Origin of the sequence: Streptomyces sp. CB01635 (assembly GCF_002803065.1) — a bacterium.
In the GTDB taxonomy this organism is placed as follows: Bacteria; Actinomycetota; Actinomycetes; order Streptomycetales; family Streptomycetaceae; genus Streptomyces.
Map to the genome: position 1 here is coordinate 134,585 of NZ_NNBL01000011.1, position 24,561 is coordinate 159,145.

General features: G+C 70.1%; 22 protein-coding genes. 14 read left to right on the forward strand and 8 right to left on the reverse strand.

Annotation, left to right across the window (positions count from 1 at the left end):
* The first annotated feature begins 299 nt into the window (after window positions 1-299).
* The gene (locus CG723_RS26020; protein WP_100595900.1) at window positions 300-1,088 is read left to right on the forward strand and encodes a protein phosphatase 2C domain-containing protein; all 789 of its coding nucleotides are present in this window, start codon (window positions 300-302) and stop codon (window positions 1,086-1,088) included.
* Window positions 1,089-1,095: 7 nt separating this feature from the next.
* On the opposite strand, the gene CG723_RS26025 is transcribed toward CG723_RS26020, so the two are convergent.
* A complete protein-coding gene (locus tag CG723_RS26025; RefSeq protein ID WP_100595901.1) occupies window positions 1,096-1,599 on the reverse strand; it encodes a MarR family winged helix-turn-helix transcriptional regulator in 504 nt (167 codons plus the stop codon).
* Between the two features lie 218 nt (window positions 1,600-1,817).
* Between CG723_RS26025 and CG723_RS26030 the strand changes: the two genes are divergently transcribed.
* Window positions 1,818-2,651 (forward strand): lysozyme, encoded by an 834-nt coding sequence (locus CG723_RS26030; RefSeq protein ID WP_100595902.1) that lies wholly within the window; start codon window positions 1,818-1,820, stop codon window positions 2,649-2,651.
* Window positions 2,652-2,742: 91 nt separating this feature from the next.
* Here the strand turns inward: CG723_RS26030 and lon are convergent, their stop codons facing one another.
* The gene (gene lon, locus CG723_RS26035) at window positions 2,743-5,157 is read right to left on the reverse strand and encodes an endopeptidase La (RefSeq protein WP_100595903.1); all 2,415 of its coding nucleotides are present in this window, start codon (window positions 5,155-5,157) and stop codon (window positions 2,743-2,745) included.
* A gap of 168 nt (window positions 5,158-5,325) precedes the next feature.
* Window positions 5,326-6,126, reverse strand: coding sequence for a rhomboid-like protein (locus CG723_RS26040; protein WP_442802587.1), 801 nt, complete (start codon window positions 6,124-6,126; stop codon window positions 5,326-5,328).
* 180 nt (window positions 6,127-6,306) lie between these two features.
* On the opposite strand from CG723_RS26040, the gene CG723_RS26045 reads away from it, so the two are divergent.
* The 5 genes from CG723_RS26045 to CG723_RS26065 all read left to right on the forward strand — a co-directional run bounded on the left by CG723_RS26045 (window position 6,307) and on the right by CG723_RS26065 (window position 13,368).
* Entirely contained in the window at window positions 6,307-7,008 is a 702-nt protein-coding gene (locus tag CG723_RS26045) for a spermidine synthase (protein WP_100595904.1), read from the forward strand.
* 93 nt (window positions 7,009-7,101) lie between these two features.
* On the forward strand, window positions 7,102-7,839 hold the full coding sequence (locus CG723_RS26050) for a response regulator transcription factor (RefSeq protein WP_100595905.1): 738 nt from the start codon (window positions 7,102-7,104) through the stop codon (window positions 7,837-7,839).
* A complete protein-coding gene (locus tag CG723_RS26055) occupies window positions 7,836-9,026 on the forward strand; it encodes a HAMP domain-containing sensor histidine kinase (protein WP_234374519.1) in 1,191 nt (396 codons plus the stop codon). Before CG723_RS26050 ends, CG723_RS26055 begins: the two co-directional genes overlap by 4 nt.
* A 261-nt stretch (window positions 9,027-9,287) precedes the next feature.
* Window positions 9,288-13,100: a multifunctional oxoglutarate decarboxylase/oxoglutarate dehydrogenase thiamine pyrophosphate-binding subunit/dihydrolipoyllysine-residue succinyltransferase subunit gene (locus CG723_RS26060; RefSeq protein ID WP_100595906.1), complete on the forward strand. Its 3,813-nt coding sequence runs from the start codon at window positions 9,288-9,290 to the stop codon at window positions 13,098-13,100.
* 85 nt (window positions 13,101-13,185) lie between these two features.
* On the forward strand, window positions 13,186-13,368 hold the full coding sequence (locus CG723_RS26065) for a DUF6104 family protein (RefSeq protein WP_005312030.1): 183 nt from the start codon (window positions 13,186-13,188) through the stop codon (window positions 13,366-13,368).
* Between the two features lie 17 nt (window positions 13,369-13,385).
* Here the strand turns inward: CG723_RS26065 and CG723_RS26070 are convergent, their stop codons facing one another.
* Window positions 13,386-14,234, reverse strand: coding sequence for a hypothetical protein (locus CG723_RS26070; RefSeq protein ID WP_100595907.1), 849 nt, complete (start codon window positions 14,232-14,234; stop codon window positions 13,386-13,388).
* Between the two features lie 180 nt (window positions 14,235-14,414).
* Between CG723_RS26070 and CG723_RS26075 the strand changes: the two genes are divergently transcribed.
* Window positions 14,415-15,320 carry a DUF4097 family beta strand repeat-containing protein gene (locus CG723_RS26075; protein WP_100595908.1) on the forward strand — a complete coding sequence of 302 codons (906 nt, stop codon included), beginning with the start codon at window positions 14,415-14,417 and terminating at the stop codon, window positions 15,318-15,320.
* 1 nt (window position 15,321) lies between these two features.
* Window positions 15,322-16,362: a PadR family transcriptional regulator gene (locus tag CG723_RS26080; RefSeq protein WP_100595909.1), complete on the forward strand. Its 1,041-nt coding sequence runs from the start codon at window positions 15,322-15,324 to the stop codon at window positions 16,360-16,362.
* 79 nt (window positions 16,363-16,441) lie between these two features.
* On the opposite strand, the gene CG723_RS26085 is transcribed toward CG723_RS26080, so the two are convergent.
* Both CG723_RS26085 and CG723_RS26090 read right to left on the reverse strand, forming a co-directional pair.
* Complete coding sequence (locus CG723_RS26085; protein WP_100595910.1) at window positions 16,442-17,404, reverse strand: zinc-binding dehydrogenase; 963 nt, start codon at window positions 17,402-17,404, stop codon at window positions 16,442-16,444.
* 123 nt (window positions 17,405-17,527) lie between these two features.
* Entirely contained in the window at window positions 17,528-18,772 is a 1,245-nt protein-coding gene (locus tag CG723_RS26090) for an NAD(P)-dependent malic enzyme (protein WP_100595911.1), read from the reverse strand.
* 582 nt (window positions 18,773-19,354) lie between these two features.
* Here CG723_RS26090 and CG723_RS26095 point away from each other — a divergent pair.
* Genes CG723_RS26095 through CG723_RS26105 form a run of 3 tightly spaced genes read left to right on the forward strand, consistent with a single transcriptional unit; the run spans window position 19,355 to window position 22,068 of the window.
* Window positions 19,355-20,317 (forward strand): ABC transporter substrate-binding protein, encoded by a 963-nt coding sequence (locus CG723_RS26095; protein ID WP_100595912.1) that lies wholly within the window; start codon window positions 19,355-19,357, stop codon window positions 20,315-20,317.
* 42 nt (window positions 20,318-20,359) lie between these two features.
* Window positions 20,360-21,301, forward strand: a complete 942-nt coding sequence (locus CG723_RS26100; RefSeq protein WP_100595913.1) for an amino acid ABC transporter permease — start codon at window positions 20,360-20,362, stop codon at window positions 21,299-21,301.
* On the forward strand, window positions 21,301-22,068 hold the full coding sequence (locus CG723_RS26105) for an amino acid ABC transporter ATP-binding protein (RefSeq protein ID WP_100595914.1): 768 nt from the start codon (window positions 21,301-21,303) through the stop codon (window positions 22,066-22,068). The genes CG723_RS26100 and CG723_RS26105 overlap by 1 nt, the downstream gene beginning before the upstream one ends.
* Before the next feature lie 86 nt (window positions 22,069-22,154).
* Here CG723_RS26105 and CG723_RS26110 read toward each other — a convergent pair whose 3' ends face one another.
* Window positions 22,155-22,928 carry a class I SAM-dependent methyltransferase gene (locus tag CG723_RS26110; RefSeq protein WP_100595915.1) on the reverse strand — a complete coding sequence of 258 codons (774 nt, stop codon included), beginning with the start codon at window positions 22,926-22,928 and terminating at the stop codon, window positions 22,155-22,157.
* Between the two features lie 91 nt (window positions 22,929-23,019).
* On the opposite strand from CG723_RS26110, the gene CG723_RS26115 reads away from it, so the two are divergent.
* Window positions 23,020-23,649: a CGNR zinc finger domain-containing protein gene (locus CG723_RS26115; RefSeq protein WP_100595916.1), complete on the forward strand. Its 630-nt coding sequence runs from the start codon at window positions 23,020-23,022 to the stop codon at window positions 23,647-23,649.
* Here the strand turns inward: CG723_RS26115 and sodX are convergent.
* The gene (gene sodX, locus CG723_RS26120; RefSeq protein ID WP_100595917.1) at window positions 23,553-23,996 is read right to left on the reverse strand and encodes a nickel-type superoxide dismutase maturation protease; all 444 of its coding nucleotides are present in this window, start codon (window positions 23,994-23,996) and stop codon (window positions 23,553-23,555) included. The two genes, CG723_RS26115 and sodX, sit on opposite strands and share 97 nt — an antisense overlap.
* Before the next feature lie 165 nt (window positions 23,997-24,161).
* Between sodX and sodN the strand changes: the two genes are divergently transcribed.
* Window positions 24,162-24,557: a superoxide dismutase, Ni gene (sodN, locus tag CG723_RS26125; protein WP_100595918.1), complete on the forward strand. Its 396-nt coding sequence runs from the start codon at window positions 24,162-24,164 to the stop codon at window positions 24,555-24,557.
* The last annotated feature ends 4 nt before the right edge of the window (window positions 24,558-24,561 follow it).

Below are 24,561 nucleotides of genomic sequence, written 5' to 3' on the forward strand. Positions count from 1 at the left end.
GCGCGCCCCCTGGAATGGCTCCAGACCATTCCAGTGCCGGTGAGCAGTGGTCGCGCATCACCTAGCCAGCCACCCGAAGGAGTGAACATCGAGCGGGAGTTGGCGAGCAAGTCCCGGTGGCATGGGCACGGAGCCCGAACGGGGCGCCGGTTGGACGTCTCTCACAGGCTTTGGCAAGATGCCCCGCCACTCTCCGGCGGAGTCGATCATTCCGGGCGAAACCAGGCGCCTGACCTGCTGATGCGGCTCAACTCGCGGCTCAACGGGCCTCTTGTGAAGGGCTCGTGCAGACTGGCCGGATGCGCATCGAACTCGCGACGGAGCCCGGAAGCCCCGACCGACCCAACGAGGACTACGCCTCTGCGGCCGTTCCCGCCTCCGGACAGGGTGGAGCACTGGTGGTCCTGGACGGGGTCACGCCGCCCAGGGGCGAGACCGGCTGCCTGCATTCCGTCCCCTGGTTCACGGCCCGGCTCGGCGGCGCATTGGGTGAACTGTCCGTTTCACTCAGGGATATGACGCTGACCGCCGTCCTCGCCGAGGCAATCCGCCGCACCGCCGACACCCATCGGCGCACCTGTGACCTTTCTCACCCGCGTACGCCTCAGGCAACCGTGGTCCTGGCGCGGTGGGACGCGGAGCGGGTCGAGTATCTGGTGCTGTCCGACTCGGTGTTGCTGGTCGAGGACGCGTCCGGCTCGGTCACGGCGCTCGTGGACGACCGGCTCGACCGCGTGCCGCGCTCCGCCCTCGTCTCGGACGAGGTGGCCGACGCGACGGTGCGCAACAAGGAGGGCGGCTTCTTCACGGCCGCCGCCGACCCCTCGGCCGCCGCCCGCGCGGTCACCGGCGAACTCCCCCGCGCGCAGGCGCGCACGCTCGTGGCACTGACCGACGGAGTCACGCGCTGGGTGGAGAAGTTCCGCGAGGGCGACTGGGCAGACCTGTTCGCGCTCGTACGCAAGGAGGGCGCTCACGCGGCGGTCGCGCGCGTACGGGCCCTGGAGGACGCGGACGAGCAGGACCGGGTCTTCCTGCGGCGCAGCAAGACCCATGACGACGCGACGGCGGTGTACGTGGAGCTGTAGGGCGCGACTAGCCCTCGGCCCCGGCGTTCAACTGGTGCAGCAGGCGAGCCAGTTCCGCCACCTCGGTGCGGTCCCAGCCCGCGAGCTGGCGTACGTACGTGGCCCGGCGGGCGTCGCGCACCTGGCGGAAGTTGGCGCGGCCCTCGTCGGTGAGGTGGACGAGCCAGGCGCGGCCGTCGGCGGGGTCGGGCTCGCGCGCGACGAGCCCGAGGTCCTCCAGGGCGCGCAGCTGCCGGCTCATGGTGGCCTTGCCGACGCCGACGTACGCGGCGAGTTCGGTGGCCCGCTGCCGGCCGCACTCCTCCAGGCGTGCGAGGAGGCCGTAGGCGGCGGGTTCGAGGTCCGGGTGGACGGCGCGCGCCATCTCGCCGGAGGAGGCGCGGGCCCGTCTGAGGAAGACCGTCAACTCCCGCTCCAGGGACAAGAATTCGTGGTCCACACCACTCTCCGTCGCGTCGAATTCGGCGCCCGGCCGCGCGCCGTTCCCGTCCTCGTGCACGTCAGCACCCATGCCAGGGTTTCCCGTTCCTGAAAGTTTCCGCCATTCGCGGCCATTGCCGCAGCTCCGCCAGTATTTCGCAGGAGTAGACCAACGGCAGCATCCGGGCCCCCTTCCCTCCCGGCGGTCTACGTGCGTAGCTTCATTGGCGACATGTCCACACCAGTGACATGTCGAAAGGTCCCCCCACCGAGCTCACAGAAGCTCAACGAGGCCTTCGGAGGCACGCAATGCCCGTGCACAGATCCGGAACCGTCCGCCGCCCGCGCCTGAGGCGCATCCCTGCGGCCGGAGTCATCCTCGCGGCGCTCTCGCTGCTGTTCACCCTGCCCACCGCGGCGCAGGCGGCCGACGTCCCCGCCCGTGGCTCCGCCACGATGGGCATGGGCGTCGCCGAGCACGACGGCCGAGGCGGTCTGCCCGCCGACAACAAGGCGACCCAGACCGAGGGCGTGGACACCAGCAGCCACAACGGCAACGTGGCCTGGGCGACCCTCTGGAACAGCGGCGTGAAGTGGGCCTACGTCAAGGCCACGGAGGGCACGTACTACACGAACCCCTACTTCGCCCAGCAGTACAACGGCTCCTACGACGTCGGCATGATCCGCGGCGCGTACCACTTCGCGACCCCGGACACGACGACCGGTGCCGCCCAGGCCAACTACTTCGTGGACCACGGGGGCGGCTGGTCCCGGGACGGCAGGACCCTGCCGGGCGCGCTCGACATCGAGTGGAACCCGTACGGCGCGGCCTGTTACGGCAAGACCGCGGCCGGGATGGTCAGCTGGATCCGTGACTTCGTGAACCAGTACAAGGCCCGCACCGGCCGCGACGCCGTGATCTACACGGCGACGAGCTGGTGGACCGAGTGCACCGGCAACTCCAGCGCCTTCGGGGCGACCAACCCGCTCTGGATCGCCCGCTACAACACCGACCCGGGCGCGCTCCCGGCCGGCTGGGGCTTCTACACGATGTGGCAGTACACGTCGTCCGGCCCGACGGTCGGCGACCACAGCAAGTTCAACGGCGCCTACGACCGACTGCAGGCGCTGGCCAACGGCTAGCGGCCGCCGCACAGGGAAGGCCCGGGCCCCCAAGGGGACCCGGGCCTTCGTCATCCGGCCCCAGTGGGCGAAGCCCACCGAAGGGCAGTCGTCACGCCGCGACCGTAACCTCCAGGGCGGCCGGCGCCAGTGCCAGTTCGAGCACCTGCCGCACGTCCGTCACCGGGTGCACGTCCAGCTTCTCCAGGACCTCGGCGGGGACGTCGTCCAGGTCCGCCTCGTTCCGCTTCGGGATGACGACCGTCGTGATCCCGGCCCGGTGCGCGGCGAGCAGCTTCTGCTTGACGCCACCGATCGGCAGCACACGGCCGGTCAGCGACACCTCACCGGTCATCGCCACGTCCGTACGGACCTGGCGCCCGCTGAGCAGCGACGCGAGAGCGGTCGTCATGGTGACTCCCGCGCTCGGGCCGTCCTTCGGCACCGCGCCCGCCGGGAAGTGGATGTGCACGCCCCGGTCCTTCAGGTCGGCGACGGGCAGCTCCAGTTCGGCGCCGTGCGAGCGCAGGAAGGAGAGCGCGATCTGCGCGGACTCCTTCATCACGTCACCGAGCTGACCGGTCAGGGTCAGGCCGGCCGCGCCGGTCTCCGGGTCGGCCAGGGACGCCTCCACGTAGAGGACGTCGCCGCCCGCTCCGGTGACCGCGAGTCCGGTGGCCACGCCCGGCACCGCCGTACGGCGCTCGGCCGGGTCCTGCGCCGCCTCGGGCACGTGGTGCGGACGCCCGATGAGGCTCCGCAGGTCGGTGTCCTCTACGGTGAACGGCAGCTCGCGCTCGCCCAGTTCGTGCTGGGCCGCGACCTTGCGCAGCAGGCGTGCGACGGACCGCTCCAGGTTGCGTACGCCGGCTTCCCGCGTGTACTCCCCGGCGAGCTTGCGCAGCGCGCTCTCGTCGAGGGTGACCTCGCCCTTGTCCAGACCGGCCCGCTCCAGCTGGCGCGGGAGCAGGTGATCGCGGGCGATGACGACCTTCTCGTCCTCGGTGTACCCGTCGAGCCTGACCAGCTCCATACGGTCGAGCAGGGCCTCCGGGATGGCCTCCAGGACGTTCGCCGTCGCGAGGAACACGACGTCGCTGAGGTCGAGTTCGACCTCCAGGTAGTGGTCGCGGAACGTGTGGTTCTGCGCCGGGTCGAGGACTTCGAGCAGGGCGGCCGCCGGGTCGCCCCGGAAGTCGGACCCCACCTTGTCGATCTCGTCGAGCAGCACGACCGGGTTCATCGACCCGGCCTCCTTGATCGCCCGCACGATACGGCCCGGCAGGGCGCCCACGTACGTACGCCGGTGTCCGCGGATCTCCGCCTCGTCCCGTACGCCACCGAGGGCGACGCGGACGAACTTGCGGCCCATGGCGTGCGCCACGGACTCGCCGAGCGAGGTCTTGCCGACGCCGGGCGGGCCGACGAGCGCGAGCACCGCGCCGCCCCTGCGCCCGCCGACGACGCCGAGCCCGCGCTCGGAACGCCGCTTGCGCACGGCCAGGTACTCGGTGATGCGCTCCTTCACGTCCTCCAGGCCCGAGTGCTCGGCGTCGAGGACGCTCTGGGCGCCCTGGATGTCGTACTCGTCCTCGGTGCGCTCGTTCCACGGCAGTTCGAGGACCGTGTCGAGCCAGGTGCGGATCCACGAGCCCTCGGGGGACTGATCGCTGGACCGCTCCAGCTTCTCGACCTCCTTGAGCGCGGCCTCGCGGACCCTCTCCGGAAGGTCGGCGGCCTCGACCCGCGTGCGGTAGTCGTCGGACTCCTCGCCCTCCGACTCACCGTTCAGCTCGCGCAGCTCCTTGCGCACGGCGTCCAGCTGGCGCCGCAGCAGGAACTCTCGCTGCTGCTTGTCGACGCCTTCCTGGACGTCCTTGGCAATGGACTCGGCCACGTCCTGCTCGGCGAGGTGCTCGCGCAGCTGCTCGGTGGCCAGCTTGAGCCGGGCGACCGGGTCGGCCGTCTCCAGGAGCTCCACCTTCTGCGGGGTGCTCAGGAAGGGCGAGTAGCCGGAGTTGTCGGCGAGCGCGGAGACGTCGTCGATCTGCTGGACGCGGTCCACGACCTGCCAGGCGCCGCGCTTCTTCAGCCAGTTCGTGGCGAGTGCCTTGTATTCGGTGACCAGCTCGGTCACGGAGCCGGGCAGCGGCTCCGGCACGGTCTCCTCGACCGCGAGGCCCTCCACCCACAGGGCGGCGCCGGGGCCGGTCGTGCCCGCGCCGATCCGCACCCGGCTGCGGCCGCGGATCAGGGCGCCGGGGTCGCCGTCGGCGAGCCGGCCCACCTGCTCGACGGTCCCGAGCACGCCGGTGTTCGCGTACGTGCCGTCGATCCGGGGAACAAGAAGCACCTTCGGCTTGCTGCCGCCCACAGACCCGCTGGAACGGGCCGCTGCCTGGGCGGCCTCCACCGCGGCGCGTACGTCGTTGTCGTTGAGGTCCAGGGGCACCACCATTCCGGGCAGCACGACCTCGTCGTCGAGCGGCAGCACGGGCAGGGTGAGCGGTGTGGACGTCGATGCCATGATCTCCCCTTAAGCAGTCAAGTTGAGCTATGGAGACTCAATGCACGTGAGCCCGTGAATGTTCCCCTGCCGCTGTTCGCTCTCGGCGATCAGCGGATGGGCAGGGGAAATCCGCAGTTCAGAGGGGGTGTGTGACATGTACGACCATGGGCCGGCCGGGGGACTGCGTCAGGTCGCGGAGGATCCCGGCACGCGCCGCCACCGGCGCACCAGCGGCCAGGTCCCGATGCCAATGGCGAGGGCCATGAGGTGGCCCCAGTTCGCCATCGGGTCGGTGAACGCGATGAGGTCCTCGACCAGCATTCCGCCGCAGACGGCGAGCACGGTCCAGCGCAGCCAGGGCGTGAGGAGACCGGCGAGGGCGCCGATGCTCGCGGCCACGCCGAAGCTGATGCCGTAGTCGAGGCGGTGCAGGGAGCTCTCTGGCAGATGCCCGGCCATCACGGAGAGCCCGACCGGCACCTCGGTGGCGAGCGTCGCCACGGTGTGGCCGAGGACGAAGACACCGGCGGTGCGCAGGCCGCCGATCCTGCGCTCCAGCGCCGTGAGGACGACCAGGAAGCAGACCGCGAACGGGGATGTGATCCCGCCGGCGATCCACAGCGCGCTCGCGACCAGCACGAACACGGGCGTGTGCGCGAGGTGCGCCACGTCGGTACTGGAACCCCGCAGCGCGGACTCGACGACGCCGGGATCGGCGAACAGCGCGAAGAGGGACGTGCCGATGAGCACGGCGGCGTAGACGAAGGTGAACGGGGTCCCCGTGGGCGTGGGCAACAGCCGCCAGGGGCGCAGCCGGCGACGAGGGGCGGCGGTCTCGGGCGCCGTGCGCCCGCCGGTCGCGTCAAGCGCTGTGCCACTGCCCGGCGCCTGAGCCGGGATGGCGTCGAGCAGGTGCCGCGACAGGAGTGGCGAAGCCTCGGGCAGCGTCCCCGAAGAAACATCCGCCCCGCCAGCCTCGACCGTCACGCCACGCTCCACCTGCGGCATCCTTTCCCGTCCGGCCCGCCCCAACCCTTCGCCCCTCGCACCCGCACTGTCTATGACCGGCGCCACGTGCGGCCCGATCCACAGGACCTGCACAGGAGAGCCGCCAACTCCCTTTCAGGGACAGTCAGGCGTCGCGCCGGTTACGGCAGGATGGACGCCATGTCCACCTCGTACCCCACCCCGTACGACACCGACCACACCGCCCCCGTCGTCCTCGACCGGCGCGAAGGGCCCTTCGGAGAGGTCGTGCTGCGGCGCCACGGCGCGCTGCTCCAGATCATCGCCAACGGATGCTTCCTGATGGACACGTCCGACGGGCGCTCCGAGCGCCTCCTGGTCGACGCGGCGCTCGACGCCCTCGACGACCGCCCGGCGCCAAGAATTCTTATCGGCGGGCTCGGTGTCGGATTCTCCCTCACGCACGCGGCTGCGAATTCCCGCTGGGGCCGCATCGCCGTCGTGGAGCGCGAGCCGGCGATCGTCGACTGGCATCGCGAGGGACCGCTGTCCGAGCTGTCACGGTCCGCGCTCGCCGATCCGCGCACGGAGATTGTGGAGGCGGACCTTGTCTCGTACGTCCAGGAATCGACCGAGACGTACGACGCGCTGTGCCTCGACATCGACAACGGACCCGACTGGACGGTGACGGAGGGTAATGACAACCTCTACTCACCGGTAGGTCTCGCGGCCTGCCGGGAGAGGCTCGCCCCTGGTGGCGTGCTCGCCGTGTGGTCCGCACAGCCCTCCGCAAATTTTGAAGGAACCTTGTGGAATGCCGGATTCCGGTCGGTCCGCACCGAAGAGATCCCGGTTGTCCGGGGCGTTCCGGACGTCGTACATCTCGGGGTCAGGCCTGCGTAGCCGACTCGCGGTAACTCCCCGTACGCTGACTGCCGAAACCCAGATCATTCAAGCGTCAAGCGCACACGGATGTGCGCATTCAGGGGCGGGGCGATGGAGCAGACACACACCTCCCACAACGGCACCACGGCTACGCCGGGTGCCCAGCGACGGGTCCTGGTCGTCGAGGACGACCCCACGATCGTCGACGCCATCGCCGCTCGGCTGCGTGCCGAGGGATTCCTAGTGCAAACGGCACAGGACGGTCCGGCGGCGGTCGACACGGCCGAGGCATGGCAGCCGGACCTGCTGATCCTCGACATCATGCTGCCCGGCTTCGACGGGCTCGAGGTCTGCCGCCGTGTGCAGGCGCAGCGGCCGGTGCCGGTGATGATGCTCACGGCGCGCGACGACGAGACGGACATGCTCGTCGGGCTCGGCGTGGGTGCCGACGACTACATGACGAAGCCCTTCTCGATGCGGGAGCTCGCGGCGCGCGTGCACGTCCTGCTGCGGAGGGTCGAGCGCGCGGCGCTCGCGGCGGCCACGCCCAGGAGCGGCATCCTGCGGCTCGGCGAGCTGGAGATCGACCACGCACAGCGCCGCGTGCGGGTGCGCTCCGAGGACGTCCACCTGACGCCCACGGAGTTCGACCTCCTGGTCTGCCTGGCCAACACCCCCCGCGCCGTCCTCTCGCGCGAGCAGCTGCTCGCCGAGGTGTGGGACTGGGCGGACGCGTCGGGCACCCGGACCGTCGACAGCCACATCAAGGCGCTGCGCCGGAAGATCGGCGCCGAGCGGATCCGCACCGTGCACGGTGTGGGCTACGCGCTGGAGACGCCGACGCCATGACCGGCAGCGGCGGCGCATCCGACGTACGGGACGCGGACGGGTACGAGCCGGGGGCGCCGGGCCTTGCGCCCGGCGCTCCCCCGGCCGCCCGGCCCCTGGCGGGCCACTGGGTGCAGGCCGGCCTGCGGCCGTTCTCCATCAAGACCAAGCTCGGCACGCTGGTCGTCGTCTCGGTGTTCATCACGACCGGACTGCTGATGGTCGCCGTCCGCACCCAGACCGAGCTCCGTTTCATCACGGTCTTCTCGGTCATCGCGACACTCCTCATCACCCAGTTCGTGGCGCACTCGCTGACCGCGCCGCTCGACGAGATGAACACGGTCGCCCGCGCCATCTCGCACGGCGACTACACGCGCCGGGTGCGTGGCGCGGACCGGCGCGACGAGCTCGGCGACCTGGCCGCGACGATCAACCGCATGGCGGATGACCTGGAGGCCCAGGACCAGCAGCGCAAGGAGCTCGTGGCGAACGTCTCGCACGAGCTGCGCACCCCGATCGCGGGCCTGCGCGCCGTCCTGGAGAACGTCGTGGACGGGGTCTCGGCCGCCGACCCCGAGACCATGCGCACGGCGCTGAAGCAGACGGAGCGCCTGGGCCGGCTGGTCGAGACGCTGCTCGACCTCTCCCGGCTCGACAACGGCGTGGTCCCGCTCAAGGCCCGCCGCTTCGAGGTGTGGCCGTATCTGTCGGGCGTCCTGAAGGAGGCCAACATGGTCGCCTCGCAGCGCGCCGGCATCGCCTCGGGCTCCGGCACCCATACGCGTACGGACGTGCATCTGCACCTGGACGTGTCCCCGCCCGAGCTGACCGCGCACGCGGACCCCGAGCGGATCCACCAGGTCGTGGCCAACCTCATCGACAACGCCGTGAAACACAGCCCTCCGCACGGCCGCGTGACCGTGCTCGCGCGGCGCGGTCTCTACCCGGAGTCGCTCGATCTGGAGGTCCTCGACGAGGGCCCCGGCATCCCCCGCTCCGAGTGGCACCGTGTCTTCGAGCGCTTCAACCGGGGCGGCCATGTGAAGGGCGCCGCGCACGGCCCCGGCAGCGACGGCGGCACCGGTCTCGGCCTCGCCATCGCCCGGTGGGCCGTGGACCTGCACGGCGGCCGGATCGGCGTGGCCGAATCGGCTCGCGGCTGCCGGATCCAGGTCACTCTTCCGGGCCTGCCCCGCGTTCAAAGTTGACGTAGGGTTCGAACCGGAAGCACAAGATCGCCGTGCCATTCGCCACGGGGTGCGGGCCGATGGGCCGCACTCGTACAACGACGTACCCAAGGTGAACCGGAACCCCGCTTGTTTCCCGCCATTTCCAGCGCCGAAACACGGCTTCCGGTGTGACTTACGCGACGGATGACCGGCCCGGTCTGCAAGTCCCGGTGTTGGAGGCGTAGCCTTTATTCCCGCTGTCCATCACCTTGTGAGAAGCGGAAGAGGGCGGTTACCGCCGTGTCGCCACAGTCCCCCAGTAACTCGAGCACCTCGACCGACCAAGAGGGGCAGGGCAAGAGCCCTGCCGCCGCTTTCGGTCCCAATGAGTGGCTCGTCGACGAGATCTATCAGCAGTACCTCCAGGACCCGAATTCGGTTGACCGAGCCTGGTGGGACTTCTTCGCCGACTACAAGCCGGGTGCCCCGGCCCAGCCGACGACCGGAGCCCCCGCACAGGGTTCCGGTCCCGTCGGCACCGCCGGTACCGCAGCCGCGGGGGCTGCGGGCACTGCCGCGGCGCCCGCCGCACCGGCAGCCCCGGCTCCGGCCGCAGCTCCGGCTCCGGCTCCGGCTCCGGCCGCCCCGGTGGCCAAGCCCGCCGCCGCGGCGCCCGCGAAGCCGGCCGCCGCTGCAGTGAAGGCTCCGGCTCCCGCCAAGGCGCAGCCCGCGACCGAGGCCGCCGGCGGCCCCGAGTTCGTGACGCTGCGCGGCCCGAGCGCCGCCGTCGCGAAGAACATGAACGCCTCCATCGAGGTCCCCACGGCGACGTCCGTGCGCGCGGTCCCGGTGAAGCTGCTGTTCGACAACCGCATCGTCATCAACAACCACCTGAAGCGCGCCCGGGGCGGGAAGATCTCCTTCACCCACCTCATCGGCTACGCGATGGTGCAGGCCATCAAGGCCATGCCGTCGATGAACTACTCCTTCGCGGAGAAGGACGGCAAGCCGACGCTGGTCAAGCCGGAGCACATCAACTTCGGTCTCGCCATCGACCTGGTGAAGCCCAACGGCGACCGCCAGCTGGTCGTCGCGGGCATCAAGAAGGCCGAGACGCTGAACTTCTTCGAGTTCTGGCAGGCCTACGAGGACATCGTCCGCCGCGCCCGCGACGGCAAGCTCGGCATGGACGACTTCACCGGTGTCACGGTCTCGCTGACCAACCCCGGCGGCCTCGGCACCGTCCACTCCGTGCCGCGCCTGATGCCCGGACAGTCGGTCATCATGGGCGTCGGCTCGATGGACTACCCGGCGGAGTTCCAGGGCACGTCCCAGGACACCCTGAACAAGCTCGGCATCTCGAAGGTCATGACGCTCACGTCGACCTACGACCACCGGGTCATCCAGGGCGCCGCCTCCGGCGAGTTCCTGCGCGTCGTGGCGAACTTCCTCCTCGGTGAGGGCGAGTTCTACGACGAGATCTTCAAGGCGCTGCGCATCCCCTACGAGCCGGTCCGCTGGTTCAAGGACATCGACGCCTCGCACGACGACGACGTCACGAAGGCCGCCCGTGTCTTCGAGCTGATCCACTCCTTCCGGGTCCGCGGCCACGTCATGGCCGACACCGACCCGCTGGAGTACCGCCAGCGCAAGCACCCCGACCTGGACATCGCCGAGCACGGCCTCACCCTGTGGGACCTGGAGCGCGAGTTCGCGGTCGGCGGCTTCGCCGGCAAGACGATGATGAAGCTGCGCGACATCCTCGGCGTCCTGCGTGACTCGTACTGCCGCACCACCGGCATCGAGTACATGCACATCCAGGACCCGAAGCAGCGCAAGTGGCTCCAGGACCGCGTCGAGCGCCCGCACACCAAGCCGGAGCGCGAGGAGCAGCTGCGCATCCTGCGCCGGCTGAACGCGGCCGAGGCGTTCGAGACGTTCCTGCAGACGAAGTACGTGGGCCAGAAGCGCTTCTCCCTGGAGGGCGGCGAGTCCGTCATCCCGCTGCTCGACGCGGTCATCGACTCCGCCGCCGAGTCGCGCCTGGACGAGGTCGTCATCGGCATGGCCCACCGCGGCCGCCTGAACGTCCTGGCGAACATCGTCGGCAAGTCGTACGCGCAGATCTTCCGCGAGTTCGAGGGCAACCTCGACCCGAAGTCGATGCACGGCTCCGGCGACGTGAAGTACCACCTGGGCGCCGAGGGCACCTTCACCGGCCTGGACGGCGAGCAGATCAAGGTCTCGCTCGCGGCCAACCCGTCCCACCTGGAGACGGTCGACCCGGTCATCGAGGGCATCGTCCGCGCCAAGCAGGACATCATCAACAAGGGCGGCACGGACTTCACGGTCCTGCCGGTCGCCCTGCACGGTGACGCGGCCTTCGCGGGCCAGGGTGTGGTCGCCGAGACGCTCAACATGTCGCAGCTGCGCGGCTACCGCACGGGCGGCACGGTCCACATCGTCATCAACAACCAGGTCGGCTTCACCGCCGCCCCGGAGTCGTCGCGCTCCTCCATGTACGCCACGGACGTGGCCCGCATGATCGAGGCGCCGATCTTCCACGTGAACGGCGACGACCCCGAGGCCGTCGTCCGCGTTGCCCGACTGGCCTTCGAGTTCCGCCAGGCGTTCAACAAGGACGTCGTCATCGACCTCATCTGCTACCGCCGCCGCGGTCACAACGAGTCGGACAACCCGGCGTTCACGCAGCCGCTGATGTACGACCTGATCGACAAGAAGCGCTCGGTGCGCAAGCTCTACACCGAGTCCCTCATCGGCCGTGGCGACATCACGCTGGAAGAGGCCGAGCAGGCGCTGCAGGACTTCCAGGGCCAGCTGGAGAAGGTGTTCGCCGAGGTCCGCGAGGCCACGGCGCACCCGGTGGCGGCCCCCTCGGCCGACCCGCAGGCCGAGTTCCCGGTCGCCGTCAGCACCGCGATCTCCCAGGAGACCGTGAAGCGGATCGCCGAGTCGCAGGTCAACATCCCCGACCGCGTCACCGTCCACCCGCGTCTGCTGCCGCAGCTGCAGCGCCGCGCGGCGATGATCGAGGACGGCACGATCGACTGGGGCATGGGCGAGACGCTCGCCATCGGCTCCCTGCTCCTCGAGGGCACCCCGGTGCGCCTCTCGGGCCAGGACTCGCGCCGCGGCACGTTCGGCCAGCGGCACGCGGTCCTGATCGACCGTGAGACGGGCGAGGACTTCACCCCGCTCCTGTACCTCTCGGACGACCAGGCGCGTTACAACGTCTACGACTCCCTGCTCTCCGAGTACGCGGTCATGGGCTTCGAGTACGGCTACTCGCTGGCCCGTCCCGAGTCGCTCGTGATGTGGGAGGCGCAGTTCGGCGACTTCGTCAACGGCGCGCAGACGGTGGTGGACGAGTACATCTCGGCCGCCGAGCAGAAGTGGGGCCAGACCTCCGGCGTCACGCTGCTCCTGCCGCACGGCTACGAGGGCCAGGGCCCGGACCACTCGTCCGCCCGCCCGGAGCGTTTCCTCCAGCTGTGCGCGCAGAACAACATGACGGTCGCCATGCCGACGCTCCCGTCGAACTACTTCCACCTCCTGCGGTGGCAGGTGCACAACCCGCACCACAAGCCGCTGGTGGTCTTCACCCCGAAGTCGATGCTGCGCCTCAAGGCCGCCGCGTCGAAGGCGGAGGAGTTCACGGAGGGCGGCTTCCGTCCCGTCATCGGCGACAGCTCGGTGGACCCGGCCGCGGTCCGCAAGGTCGTCTTCTGCGCGGGCAAGGTCTACTACGACCTCGAGGCCGAGCGTCAGAAGCGCGGCGTGACGGACACGGCGATCATCCGCATCGAGCGCCTGTACCCGCTGCCGGGTACCGAGCTCCAGGCGGAGATCTCCAAGTACCCGAACGCGGAGAAGTACCTCTGGGCGCAGGAGGAGCCGGCGAACCAGGGCGCGTGGCCCTTCATCGCCCTCAACCTGATCGACCACCTGGACCTGGCGGTCGGCGCCGACGTCCCGCACGGTGAGCGCCTGCGCCGCATCTCGCGGCCGCACGGCTCGTCCCCGGCGGTCGGCTCGGCGAAGCGCCACCAGGCGGAGCAGGAGCAGCTGGTGCGCGAGGTCTTCGAGGCCTGAGCAGCCTGACCTCGTACGTACGATTGTGGGGCCCGGGACATCGTCCCGGGCCCCACGTCCGTATCACCCCAGGAGCGACTGGCCCATGTACTTCACCGACCGCGGCATCGAGGAACTGGAGAAGCGGCGCGGCGAGGAGGAGGTCACCTTCGAGTGGCTTGCCGAGCAGCTGCGCACGTTCGTCGATCTGAACCCGGACTTCGAGGTGCCGGTCGAGCGGCTGGCTACGTGGCTGGCGCGTCTCGACGACGAGGACGACGAGGAGTAGTCGGTCCCGGGCAGGTCTCAGTCCCAGGCGCGCAGCCGGTCGTAGGCGAGGCCGAGCGCGCCGTGCACGACGAGGAGCGCGCCCGCGACGGCCCAGCCGATGCCGCGTCGGCGCAGGCCCCAGACGGTGAGCGGGATGCCCACGGCGAGCTGGCCCGCCGCCGCCGTGCGCGCCTTGGGGCCGCGCAGCCAGGGCCCCATGGCGCTGCGCTCGACGACGTCGAGTTCCGCGCGTACGGCGTCCCGCCAGCCCGACCACACGATGTACTCGGCGCCGGGCTGCACGCGCGCGACCGCGCGCAGCCGGTCGGCGGGTTCGCCGGGGATCATGCCCGGCGGGAGCGTCAGCCCCGCGCGCGTGAGGACCGACAGCAGGCCGAGCAGGCGGGCGCGGGCGTCCGCCGCGCTGTCGGGCCGGGTGAGGGCCTCCAGTGACTGCATGTCCAGGACGGGGTCGAGGCCGAGGCGCGCGGCGAACGTACGCATGGCCTCGTCCTCGCCGACGGGCGTGCCGTTCGCCAGCCATACGTAGCCGACGGGGCGGCGGAACCCGGAGGCGAGGGTGTAGCCGCCGTGTTCGGCGTCCCACCACAGGGCGAGCACCGGCCAGGGGGCGCTGACGGCGAGGGCCGCGGCCCAGCCCGCGAGGACGCTGTCGACCGGTTCGCCGCCGTGCAGCCAGGGCTTGCCCTCGGGGATCAGGACGCTCCACTCGGGTCCTGCCTGGGCGAGGAGCATGCGTTCGCGCAGGAGCTGGGCGGCGGGGCCGGCGGTGGCGGGGTCGGCGCGGCAGAGCAGCAGCGCTCCCGCGGCCCTGGCCTGCGGGGCGGGGGTGCCGGCGGAGTCGGCGGTGGCGTCGGACGGCATGGACCCAACGCTAGGTCAGTTTGCGAGGTTCGGCCCCTGAATGCCCCTGTACGGGACGGCCGCTACGACGGAATCCAGTCGCGACTGTCTTGACTTTCCGTAACCGCGATATATCGTGTCTCACGAGGGTGCGATACAACGCGTTCGCTCCCGAACCCGTCCCGCTGAGGAGGTCCCACCATGCCCGAGTGGTCCGTGGCAGAGCCCCACAAGCTCGCCTTCGACGAGCCCGTGACGACGCTCCACGTACGCATCGTCAACGGAACGGTGAACGTCGTGGGCACCGACGAAGGTTCCGCCCGCCTCGAGGTGTCCGGGATCGAGGGCCCGCCGCTCCAGGTGACTCTGGCGGACGGCGTGCTGACCGTCGCGTACGACGACCTCCCCTGGAAGGGCTTCCTCAAGTGGCTCGACCGCAAGGGCTGGCGCCGCAGCGCGATCGTGTCCCTGGCGGTCCCGGCGGGCACCGGAGTCGAGGTCGGCGTCGTCGGCGCCGGCGCGGTGGTCTCCGGGATACAGGGGCGTACGGAGGTCAGGGGCGTCACCGGTGACACGACACTGGTCGGCGTCGCGGGCGACGTGCGCACGGACACCGTCTCCGGGAATCTCGAGGCCCAGGCGGTCACGGGCGATCTGCGCTTCAACTCCGTGTCCGGTGACCTGACCGTCGTCGAGGGCGCGGGCCCCTCCGTGCGGGCCGAATCGGTGAGCGGTTCGATGATCGTGGACCTCGACCCGGCCGACCGGGCGACGGATGTGAACCTGACGAGCGTCTCGGGCGAGATCGCGATCCGCCTCCCGCACCCCGCGGACGCGGAGGTCGAGGCGAACACGGCGAGCGGAGCCGTGTCGAACGCCTTCGAGGATCTGCGGGTCGGCGGCCACTGGGGCGCCAAGAGCATCACGGGCAGGCTCGGCACGGGCCGCGGAAAGCTCAAGGCGACGACGGTCTCCGGATCGATCGCGCTCCTGCGGCGGCCTCCGGCGGAGGACTACACACAGCCCCCCGCCGAGGACTCCCCCGCCACTGACGCCGCCGCCACTGACGCCGCCGCCGGCGGCCCGGCCGACAAGAAGGTGCTCTGACATGCCCCCCGTCTTCGCCCACGGCCGCCTGCGCCTGTACCTCCTGAAGCTGCTCGACGAGGCCCCGCGCCACGGGTACGAGGTGATCAGGCTCCTGGAGGAACGCTTCCAGGGCCTGTACGCGCCCTCGGCCGGCACGGTGTACCCGCGCCTGGCGAAGCTGGAGGCCGAAGGCCTGGTCACGCACACCACGGAGGGCGGCAGAAAGGTCTACTCGATCACCGACGCGGGCCGTGCCGAGCTGGCCGACCGCAGCGGTGAGCTGGCCGACCTGGAGCTGGAGATCCGCGAGTCCGTGGCGGAGCTCGCCGCCGAGATCCGGGACGACGTACGGGGCGCGGCGGGCGATCTGCGCCGCGAGATGCGGGCGGCCGCCTCAAAGGCGAGGAACGGGTCGGGTACGACCACGGGCAAGAGCGAGCGGCAGAACCCGTTCGGCGACTTCCAGGACTTCGGGGACAAGGAGGCGTGGCGCGCGGCCAAGGAGGAGCTGCGCCGCGCCCGGCAGGAGTGGAAGGAGCAGGCAAGGCGCGCGAAGGACGAGAGCCGCCGGGCCCGCGAGGAGGCCCAGCGGGCGCGCCGGCAGGCCAAGGAGGCACAGGAGCAGGCGCGCGAGCAGGCGCAGGAGCAGGTCCAGCGTCTGGCGCAGCGGGTGCAGGACCAGGTCCAGGACCACTTCGCGCAGGGCGACTGGCCCACGGGGGTCAGGGAGGGCCTGACCGAACTGGCCAAGGAGTTCGGCGACTTCGGCAAGTACTTCGGCAAGGAGACGGGCGGCGCGGCCCGTTCGGAGGGCGCCGGGCCCGAGGTGCGGGTCACTCATGGGGACATCCCCGCGGAGTATCTGCCGTCGTGGACCCACGAGGACCCGACCGGTGACCCGGCCCGCGATCTGGACCGCCTCCTCGACCGCTTCCGCGACGACATCCGCGACGCGGCCAGGGACCACGGGGTGTCGGAGGATCAACTCCGCGAGGCCAGGAGCCGGTTGTCGGAGGCGGCGGCGCACATCGGGGCTTCCCTGCAGGCACCCAAGGGCTGACCCGCGGTGAGGCCCGCCGCGAGGAGGGTCGAGGGGCGCCGCCCCTCGACCCTCACAGGCCCGCCGAGGTCAGGCGAGGTCAGACCGTCAGCACGATCTTGCCGAACTGGCCGCCGGCCTCCATCCGCTCGAAGCCCTCGCGGGCGCGGTCCAGCGGGAGGGTCTCGTCGATCACGGGACGCACACCGGTGGCCGCGCAGAACGACAGCAGGTCCTCCAGCTCGTCCTTCGAGCCCATCGTGGAGCCGACGATCTTCAGCTCCAGGAAGAAGACACGGGTCAGCTCGGCGTGCGAGGGGCGGTCCCCGCTCGTGGCGCCCGAGATGACGACCGTGCCACCGGGCTTGAGCGACTTGATCGAGTGCGACCAGGTGGCCGCGCCGACCGTCTCGATGACGGCGTCCACCCGCTGCGGCAGCCGCGCACCCGACTCCACGGCCTCGACGGCGCCGAGTTCCAGGGCGCGCTTGCGCTTGGCCTCGTCGCGGCTGGTCGCGAAGACCTTGAGACCGGCCGCCTTGCCGAGGACGATCGCGGCCGTGGCGACCCCGCCGCCGGCGCCCTGCACGAGCACGGAGTCACCGGGCCGCACACCGGCATTGGTGAACAGCATCCGGTACGCCGTCAGCCACGCGGTCGGCAGGCAGGCCGCCTCCTCGAAGCTGAGCTCCTTCGGCTTGGGCAGTACGTTCCACTCGGGCACGGTCACCTGCTCGGCGAAGGTGCCCTGGTACTTCTCGGTGAGGATGGACCGGCCCTCCCGGGGCCCGACCCCGTAACCGGCCTGGCCGATGACGGAGTGCAGGACGACCTCGTTGCCGTCCTGGTCGATCCCGGCGGCGTCGCAGCCGAGGATCATCGGGAGCTTGTCCTCACCGAGTCCGACCCCGCGCAGGGACCACAGGTCGTGGTGGTTGAGGGAGGCGGCCTTGACGTTCACGGTCGTCCAGCCGGGGCGGGCCTCGGGGGCCGGGCGATCCCCCAACTCAAGGCCGTTCAGCGGCTGGTCACGGTCGATTCGGGCGGCGTAGGCAGCGAACATGACCTTGACCCTAGGTCCGCGCGGAGCCGCGCGGAACACCGTAGGGCTGTGACACGCGCCGCGCCCCGTGCCCCACGGAGTCGATCCGTGGCGCACGGGGCGCGGTCGGGGCCTGCGGCGTGCTCAGCGTCGGGCGACGCCCTCGGCGCGCGCGGCGGCGGCGACGGCCGCGGTCACCGCGGGAGCGACCCGCTCGTCGAACGGCGAGGGGATGACGTACCCGGCGTCCAGGTCGTCACCGACCACGTCGGCGAGCGCGTCGGCCGCCGCGATCTTCATGCCCTCGGTGATCCGCGACGCCCGCACCTGAAGGGCGCCGGCGAAGATACCGGGGAAGGCGAGGACGTTGTTGATCTGGTTCGGGTAGTCGGAGCGCCCCGTCGCGACGACCGCCGCGTACTTGTGCGCCACGTCCGGGTGAACCTCGGGGTTCGGGTTGGCCATCGCGAAGACGAAGGCGCCGGGCGCCATCGAGGCGACCGCGGGCTCCGGGACCGTACCGCCGGAGACGCCGATGAAGACGTCCGCGCCGGCGAGCGCCGTCTCGAGCGAACCCGTGATGTTGGCCTTGTTGGTGAGCTCGGCCAGCTCGCGCTTGACGTCCGTGAGGTCCTCGCGGTCCCGGCTGACGATGCCCTTGCGGTCCGCGACCGCCACGTCGCCGAGCCCCGCCTCGAGGAGGAACTTGGCGATGGCGACACCGGCCGCGCCGGCGCCCGAGATCACGGCGCGCAGCTCGCCGAGCGTGCGCCCGCTGAGCTTGGCCGCGTTCTTCAGCGCCGCCAGCGTGACCACGGCGGTGCCGTGCTGGTCGTCGTGGAAGACCGGGATGTCGAGCCGCTCCTGCAGCCTGCGCTCGATCTCGAAGCAGCGCGGCGCCGAGATGTCCTCGAGGTTCACACCGCCGAACGAGGGAGCGAGCCGGACGACGGTCTCGATGATCTCGTCCGTGTCGGTCGTGCCGAGCGCGATCGGCACCGCGTCGACGCCGCCGAACTGCTTGAACAGGATCGCTTTGCCCTCCATCACCGGGAGGGACGCCTCGGGACCGATGTCCCCGAGGCCGAGCACCGCGGTGCCGTCGGTGACGACGGCCACGACGGACGACTTCCACGTGTAGTCGTGGACGAGCTCGGGATTCTCCGCGATCGCGGAGCACACCTTCGCGACACCCGGCGTGTACGCCAGGGACAGGTCGTCCTTGTTGCGCACCGGCACCGTGGCCTGCACGGCCATTTTGCCGCCGCGGTGCAGCGCGAAGGCCGGATCGAAGGGCTCTTCGGTGCTTTCGTTGCCGGTATGCGCCGGGCCTGCACTGGCCTGGCCGGAACCGGCGTCGCTGCGAGGATTGACGATCTCCGCTGCCACTTGTATGACCCCTTAAGTCTTAAATCATCAGTTGAGGGTGGGTCCGCTCCTGGTTGAGGAACGGGCGGGCACCGCGTATGACCCACATGTCGGGTGTCTTGCACTCGTACGGGTCAGTACGCGATGGGCGCGCCGCACGCGCGCCCTGAGCCCCGGATGAGGGGTGTAAAGAACCTTCTTACCTGACGGACGCCGCCCCGGACGAGTCCATTTGTGATCGATCACAGCGCGGTGACATGACTCATAGCCGTGGATCCGGATATTAGGGGCCGGACCTCAAGCCGGCCTCAAAGCCGACGGAGCGTCGCTCACATGGTGAGACCCGACCCGCGTGGCCGCAGATCTTCCGGCCGGACAGCGGTGTCGCCGCAGATGTTCGCTCACCCGTTGGCGCGATGTACCGGCCTGTCGGGTTCCGGGAGCGGTACGGGGGTAACCCGTTATCCGATTTTGACATAACAAGGGCCCTGAATGGCCCGGTCCGAATGGCAAGATGCCGTAATCACACGAGGTCGCGACACTCGAAGGTGTGTGCCGGATCTCAGCATCGGCTACTCCCTCACCCTGCCGGAGGAACCAGAAATGACCGCAAGCACCACCCGTCGTTCGACCGCAGCGAAGTCCGCGAAGTCCCGGATTGCCGTGGTCGGCGCGATCGCGGTCGCAGGCACTCTGCTGCTGTCCGGCTGCGGTGACCAGACCAAGGACAAGAGCGCGCCCGCCGACTCCACCAAGAACGCCCCGCTCGCGGACAAGCTCCCCAAGGAGATCCGCGACAAGGGCGTCATCGCGGTCGGTTCGGACATCGCGTACGCGCCGGTCGAGTTCAAGGACAAGTCCGGCAACACGGCGGGCATCGACCCCGACCTCGCGGCCGCCATGGGCAAGCAGCTCGGCGTGAAGTTCGAGTTCCAGAACGGCACGTTCGACACCCTGATCACCGGTCTGCGCTCCAAGCGCTACGACATCGCGATGTCGGCGATGACGGACACCAAGGACCGGCAGAACGGTGTCGACTCCGACACCGGCAAGAAGGTCGGCGAGGGCGTCGACTTCGTGGACTACTTCGACGCGGGCGTCTCGATCTACACGCCGAAGGGCAAGACCCAGGGCATCAAGACCTGGGACGACCTGTGCGGCAAGAAGATCGTCGTCCAGCGCGGCACGGTCTCGCACGACCTGGCCAAGGCTCAGGCGAAGAAGTGCCCGGCCGGCAAGAAGCTCGCCATCGAGTCCTTCGACGACGACCAGCAGGCCCAGACCCGGCTGCGCTCGGGCGGCGCGGACGCCGGCTCCTCCGACTTCCCGGTCGCCGCGTACGCGGTGAAGACCGCGGGCGGCGGCAAGGACTTCGAGCTCGTCGGCGAGCAGGTCGAGGCCGCCCCGTACGGCATCGCGGTCGCCAAGGGCAACACCCAGCTGCGGGACGCCCTGAAGGCGGCGCTCGACGCCGTCATCAAGAACGGCGAGTACGAGAAGATCATCGCGAAGTGGGGCGTCGAGGCGGGCTCCGTCAAGGAAGCCACCGTCAACGGCGGCAAGTGACCGCGTCCCTCTCGTCACCCAGCCGTTTGAAAGGCAACACCCGTGTCTGTTGACATAGACAAGACGGACGGGCCCGAGGACGTCCCGACGCCCAAGGCGGGACCCGAGGCCATCAAGGCCATCCCGGTCCGTCACTACGGCCGCTATGTGGCCGCGGTCATCGCGATCGCCGTCCTCGTCGCGATCGTCTACGCGTTCGCCCAGGGCAAGATCAACTGGGGCGCGATCCCCGACTACTTCTTCGACAACCGCATCCTCAAGGGTGTCGGCCAGACCCTGCTGCTGACCGCGATCTCCATGATCATCGGCGTGGCGGGCGGCGTCCTGCTCGCCGTGATGCGCCTGTCGCGCAACCCGGTGACGTCGTCGATCGCCTGGTTCTACATCTGGTTCTTCCGCGGTACGCCGGTCCTGGTCCAGCTGTTCGTCTGGTTCAACCTGGGCCTGGTCTTCGAGTACATCAACCTCGGCCCGATCTACAAGGACTACTGGTCCTCGTTCATGACGCCGTTCCTGACGGCGCTGCTCGGACTCGGCCTGAACGAGGCCGCGTACATGGCCGAGATCTGCCGCGCCGGTCTGCTCTCGGTCGACGAGGGCCAGACGGAGGCCTCGCACGCCCTCGGCATGAGCCACTCCAAGACCCTGCGCCGGATCGTGATCCCGCAGGCGATGCGGGTGATCGTGCCGCCCACGGGCAACGAGGTCATCAACATGCTGAAGACGACCTCGCTGGTGTCGGCGGTGCAGTTCTACGAACTCTTCCGCTACGCCCAGGACATCGGCCAGAACTCCGGCGCACCCGTGGAGATGTTCTTCCTGGCCGCGGCCTGGTACCTGGTGATGACGTCGGTCCTGAGCGTCGGCCAGTACTACCTGGAGCGTTACTACGCGCGCGGCTCCAGCCGCTCGCTTCCTCCGACGCCGTTCCAGAAGATCCGGGCCAACCTGCTGTCGCTCGGCCGGCCGAAGGGAGCCGCGTGATGACCACCAACCCCATGGTGAAGTCCGAGGGCGTCCACAAGTCCTTCGGCAACGTCGAGGTCCTCAAGGGCATCGACCTGGAGGTCAAGGAGGGCGAGGTCTTCTGCCTCATCGGCCCCTCCGGCTCCGGCAAGTCGACGTTCCTGCGGTGCATCAACCACCTGGAGAAGATCAACGCCGGCCGGCTCTACGTCGACGGCGAGCTGGTCGGCTACCGGCAGAAGGGCGACAAGCTCTACGAGCTGAAGGACAGCGAGGTCGCGCTCAAGCGCCGGGACATCGGCATGGTGTTCCAGCGCTTCAACCTCTTCCCGCACCTGACGGCTCTCGAGAACGTCATGGAGGCGCCGGTCCAGGTCAAGCGCCAGTCCCGGTCCCAGGCGCGGCAGCGGGCCGGCGAGCTCCTGGAGCGCGTGGGCCTCGCCGACAAGGCGGGGAACTACCCCTCGCAGCTGTCCGGCGGCCAGCAGCAGCGCGTCGCCATCGCCCGGGCGCTCGCCATGGACCCGAAGCTGATGCTCTTCGACGAGCCGACCTCGGCCCTCGACCCCGAGCTCGTCGGCGACGTCCTCGACGTGATGCGTGACCTCGCCGAGTCCGGCATGACGATGATCGTCGTGACGCACGAGATGGGCTTCGCGCGCGAGGTCGGCGACAGCCTCGTCTTCATGGACGGCGGCGTGGTCGTCGAGTCGGGCCACCCGCGCGACGTCCTGACGAACCCGCAGCACGAGCGCACGCAGTCCTTCCTGTCGAAGGTGCTGTAGCTCCGCGTACGCAGAAGGAGGGGGCGGTACGGACACCATGTCCGCACCGCCCCCTCCCGTATGCGCATATGCGCGTATGCGCAGGGCTACTTGACCGCGAGCACCAGCGCGTCGGAGGGCGAGCGCCAGACGGGGCGGGCCTCGCCGAACCCGGCGGCGCGCAGGGTGCGGGCGTGCCAGTCGGCCGACGGGGTCTCGCCGTCGGCGTGCTCCCCGTAGATCTCGAAGCGCTCGGCGGTGGGTCCGGCGAGTACCGGGTCCTTGGCGGCGAGGGCCCACCACTCGGCCCAGTCGAGGGCGCCGGAGGCCTTGGCGCGGTCCATCTGCGCGTGGCGGTGGGCGCGTTCGGCGGCGTTGATCCGGGGCGTGGTGTCGTCGATCATGTGGTCGGCGTTCATGAAGACGCCGCCGTCGCGGACGAGGCCGGCGATCTGTCCGTAGAGGGTGGCGAGCGGTTCGTTGTGCAGCCAGTGCAGGGCGGTGGCGGTCAGGACGGCGTCGTACGAGGTGTGCGGCAGCCGCGCGGCCCAGTGCGGGTCCTTGAGGTCGGCGGTCACGAAGGTGACGCGGTCGTCGTCCGCGAAGGTGCCCTCGGCGATGGCGAGCAGTGCGGGGTCGAGGTCGACGCCGACGCTGGTGGCTCCGGGGAACCTCTTCAGGAGCCGGTCCGTAATACTTCCCGTACCGCACGCGAGGTCGAGCACGCGCGGCGTGGGCCCGGCGAGGGCCTCCACCATGTCGAGCATGACCCGCAGCCGCTCCTCGCGGTCGGGCATGTACCACTCCTGCTGCCGGTCCCAGCTGTCCTGCCAGGCGCGCCAGTCGGCGGTGACTCCGGCGGTTTCCGTAGATCCCGTCATCGAGAACCCTCCCGTACGTAATACCCTCGAAGCAAGAGCAGCCATTACTCCCGTCATCGACGAAGATAGACCGCCCCGGTAAGGACTACAAGTGGAACTGGCCTATTACTCGGACTACGCCGTACGTCTGGTCAACAGCGAGGAGCCGGGTCGTGGCAAGGACTCCCTGACCACGGTCGAGGCGGTGCGCGACCTGTTCGGCGCCAACCAGTCGGCGGCCCGGCGCGCCACGGACGCCGACCTGACCCGCTTCCGCGGCGTACGGGCGCGCCTGCGCTCGGTCTTCGAGGCTGCGGACGGCGGCGACGAGACACTCGCGGTCGACCTGCTGAACTCGCTCCTCCTGGAGTTCCCGGTGAGCCCGCAGATCTCCGGACACGACCACCGGGACGACGACGACCGCCCGTTGTGGCACATGCACCTCGCGGACCACCCGTCGAACGCGACAGCGGGATACGCGGCGATCGCCGCGATGGGCCTCGCCTTCCACCTCACGGAGTACGGCGTGGACCGCCTCGGCCTGTGCGAGGCGTCGCCGTGCCGCAACGCCTACCTGGACACGTCGACGAACCGCTCCCGGCGCTACTGCTCGGACCGATGTGCGACCCGCGCGAACGTTGCCGCCTACCGCGCCCGCAAGCGCGCCGAGGCGGACCGGTCGGACAGCACGGGCCGCAGCGCCGAGAACGCCCAAGCGGCCACGGCCGCGACGGACCGCTGACGCTCGCCCTCCGCCCACGGCTTGCGGCGGCGCAGGCGCCCGCGCACCTTGGCGAGCACGAGGTCGTCGGGCACCGCCCCGTACACCTCGCTGTCGCCGCCGGCGTCGGGGTTGTCGCCGAGCACCCACCAACCCCCTTCACGCCGCTCGGAGATCCGCTTCACCACGAGCAGATCCTGCTGGAAGGGGTGCCGCAGGATGACCACGTCCCCCGGCCGTACCCGCGCGCCGTGGTGCACGAGCATCCAGTCGCCGGGATACAGCGTGGGCACCATGGACGGCCCGTCCACCTCGATGATTTGGAACGGCACCCTGGCCTCCCGCGTCTCCTCCGCCGTCTCAGGCATCAGACATCCTCCCCGGTTCCGCCCGCCGGTCGTCCGGTCCCATCCTCCACCAGTCCCGGTCTCGCCCTGGACTTTTGTCCTAAGCCCATGGGGGCACCCGAGAAAACAGGTCTGCCACGGAGTAATGTCCCACCTGAGAAGACGATCACGAGGAAGGACTGCTACATGCTTTCCCGCCTGTTTGCCCCCAAGGTGAAGGCCAGCGCGCACTGCGACCTGCCGTGCGGCGTGTACGACCCGGCCCAGGCCCGCATCGAGGCGGAGTCGGTCAAGGCCGTCCAGGAAAAGATGGCCGGCAACGACGACCCGCAGTTCCAGACGCGCGCCATCGTCATCAAGGAGCAGCGCGCCGAGCTCGCCAAGCACCACGTGTCGGTGCTGTGGAGCGACTACTTCAAGCCCCCGCACTTCGAGAAGTACCCGGAGCTGAGCCAGCTGGTCAACGACACCCTGAAGGCCCTCTCGGCCGCCAAGGCGTCGAGCGACCCGGCGACGGGCCAGAAGGCTCTGGACTACATCGCCCAGATCGACAAGATCTTCTGGGAGACGAAGAAGGCCTGACGCC

What these genes read in the sequence shown, in the direction of transcription:
- CG723_RS26020 (WP_100595900.1), top strand. Translation starts at nt 300, where the DNA reads ATGCGCATCGAACTCGCGACGGAGCCCGGAAGCCCCGACCGACCCAAC.
- CG723_RS26025 (WP_100595901.1), bottom strand. Translation starts at nt 1,599, where the DNA reads ATGGGTGCTGACGTGCACGAGGACGGGAACGGCGCGCGGCCGGGCGCC.
- CG723_RS26030 (WP_100595902.1), top strand. Translation starts at nt 1,818, where the DNA reads ATGCCCGTGCACAGATCCGGAACCGTCCGCCGCCCGCGCCTGAGGCGC.
- lon (WP_100595903.1), bottom strand. Translation starts at nt 5,157, where the DNA reads ATGGCATCGACGTCCACACCGCTCACCCTGCCCGTGCTGCCGCTCGAC.
- CG723_RS26045 (WP_100595904.1), top strand. Translation starts at nt 6,307, where the DNA reads ATGTCCACCTCGTACCCCACCCCGTACGACACCGACCACACCGCCCCC.
- CG723_RS26050 (WP_100595905.1), top strand. Translation starts at nt 7,102, where the DNA reads ATGGAGCAGACACACACCTCCCACAACGGCACCACGGCTACGCCGGGT.
- CG723_RS26055 (WP_234374519.1), top strand. Translation starts at nt 7,836, where the DNA reads ATGACCGGCAGCGGCGGCGCATCCGACGTACGGGACGCGGACGGGTAC.
- CG723_RS26065 (WP_005312030.1), top strand. Translation starts at nt 13,186, where the DNA reads ATGTACTTCACCGACCGCGGCATCGAGGAACTGGAGAAGCGGCGCGGC.
- CG723_RS26070 (WP_100595907.1), bottom strand. Translation starts at nt 14,234, where the DNA reads ATGCCGTCCGACGCCACCGCCGACTCCGCCGGCACCCCCGCCCCGCAG.
- CG723_RS26075 (WP_100595908.1), top strand. Translation starts at nt 14,415, where the DNA reads ATGCCCGAGTGGTCCGTGGCAGAGCCCCACAAGCTCGCCTTCGACGAG.
- CG723_RS26080 (WP_100595909.1), top strand. Translation starts at nt 15,322, where the DNA reads ATGCCCCCCGTCTTCGCCCACGGCCGCCTGCGCCTGTACCTCCTGAAG.
- CG723_RS26085 (WP_100595910.1), bottom strand. Translation starts at nt 17,404, where the DNA reads ATGTTCGCTGCCTACGCCGCCCGAATCGACCGTGACCAGCCGCTGAAC.
- CG723_RS26095 (WP_100595912.1), top strand. Translation starts at nt 19,355, where the DNA reads ATGACCGCAAGCACCACCCGTCGTTCGACCGCAGCGAAGTCCGCGAAG.
- CG723_RS26105 (WP_100595914.1), top strand. Translation starts at nt 21,301, where the DNA reads ATGACCACCAACCCCATGGTGAAGTCCGAGGGCGTCCACAAGTCCTTC.
- CG723_RS26110 (WP_100595915.1), bottom strand. Translation starts at nt 22,928, where the DNA reads ATGACGGGATCTACGGAAACCGCCGGAGTCACCGCCGACTGGCGCGCC.
- sodX (WP_100595917.1), bottom strand. Translation starts at nt 23,996, where the DNA reads ATGCCTGAGACGGCGGAGGAGACGCGGGAGGCCAGGGTGCCGTTCCAA.
- sodN (WP_100595918.1), top strand. Translation starts at nt 24,162, where the DNA reads ATGCTTTCCCGCCTGTTTGCCCCCAAGGTGAAGGCCAGCGCGCACTGC.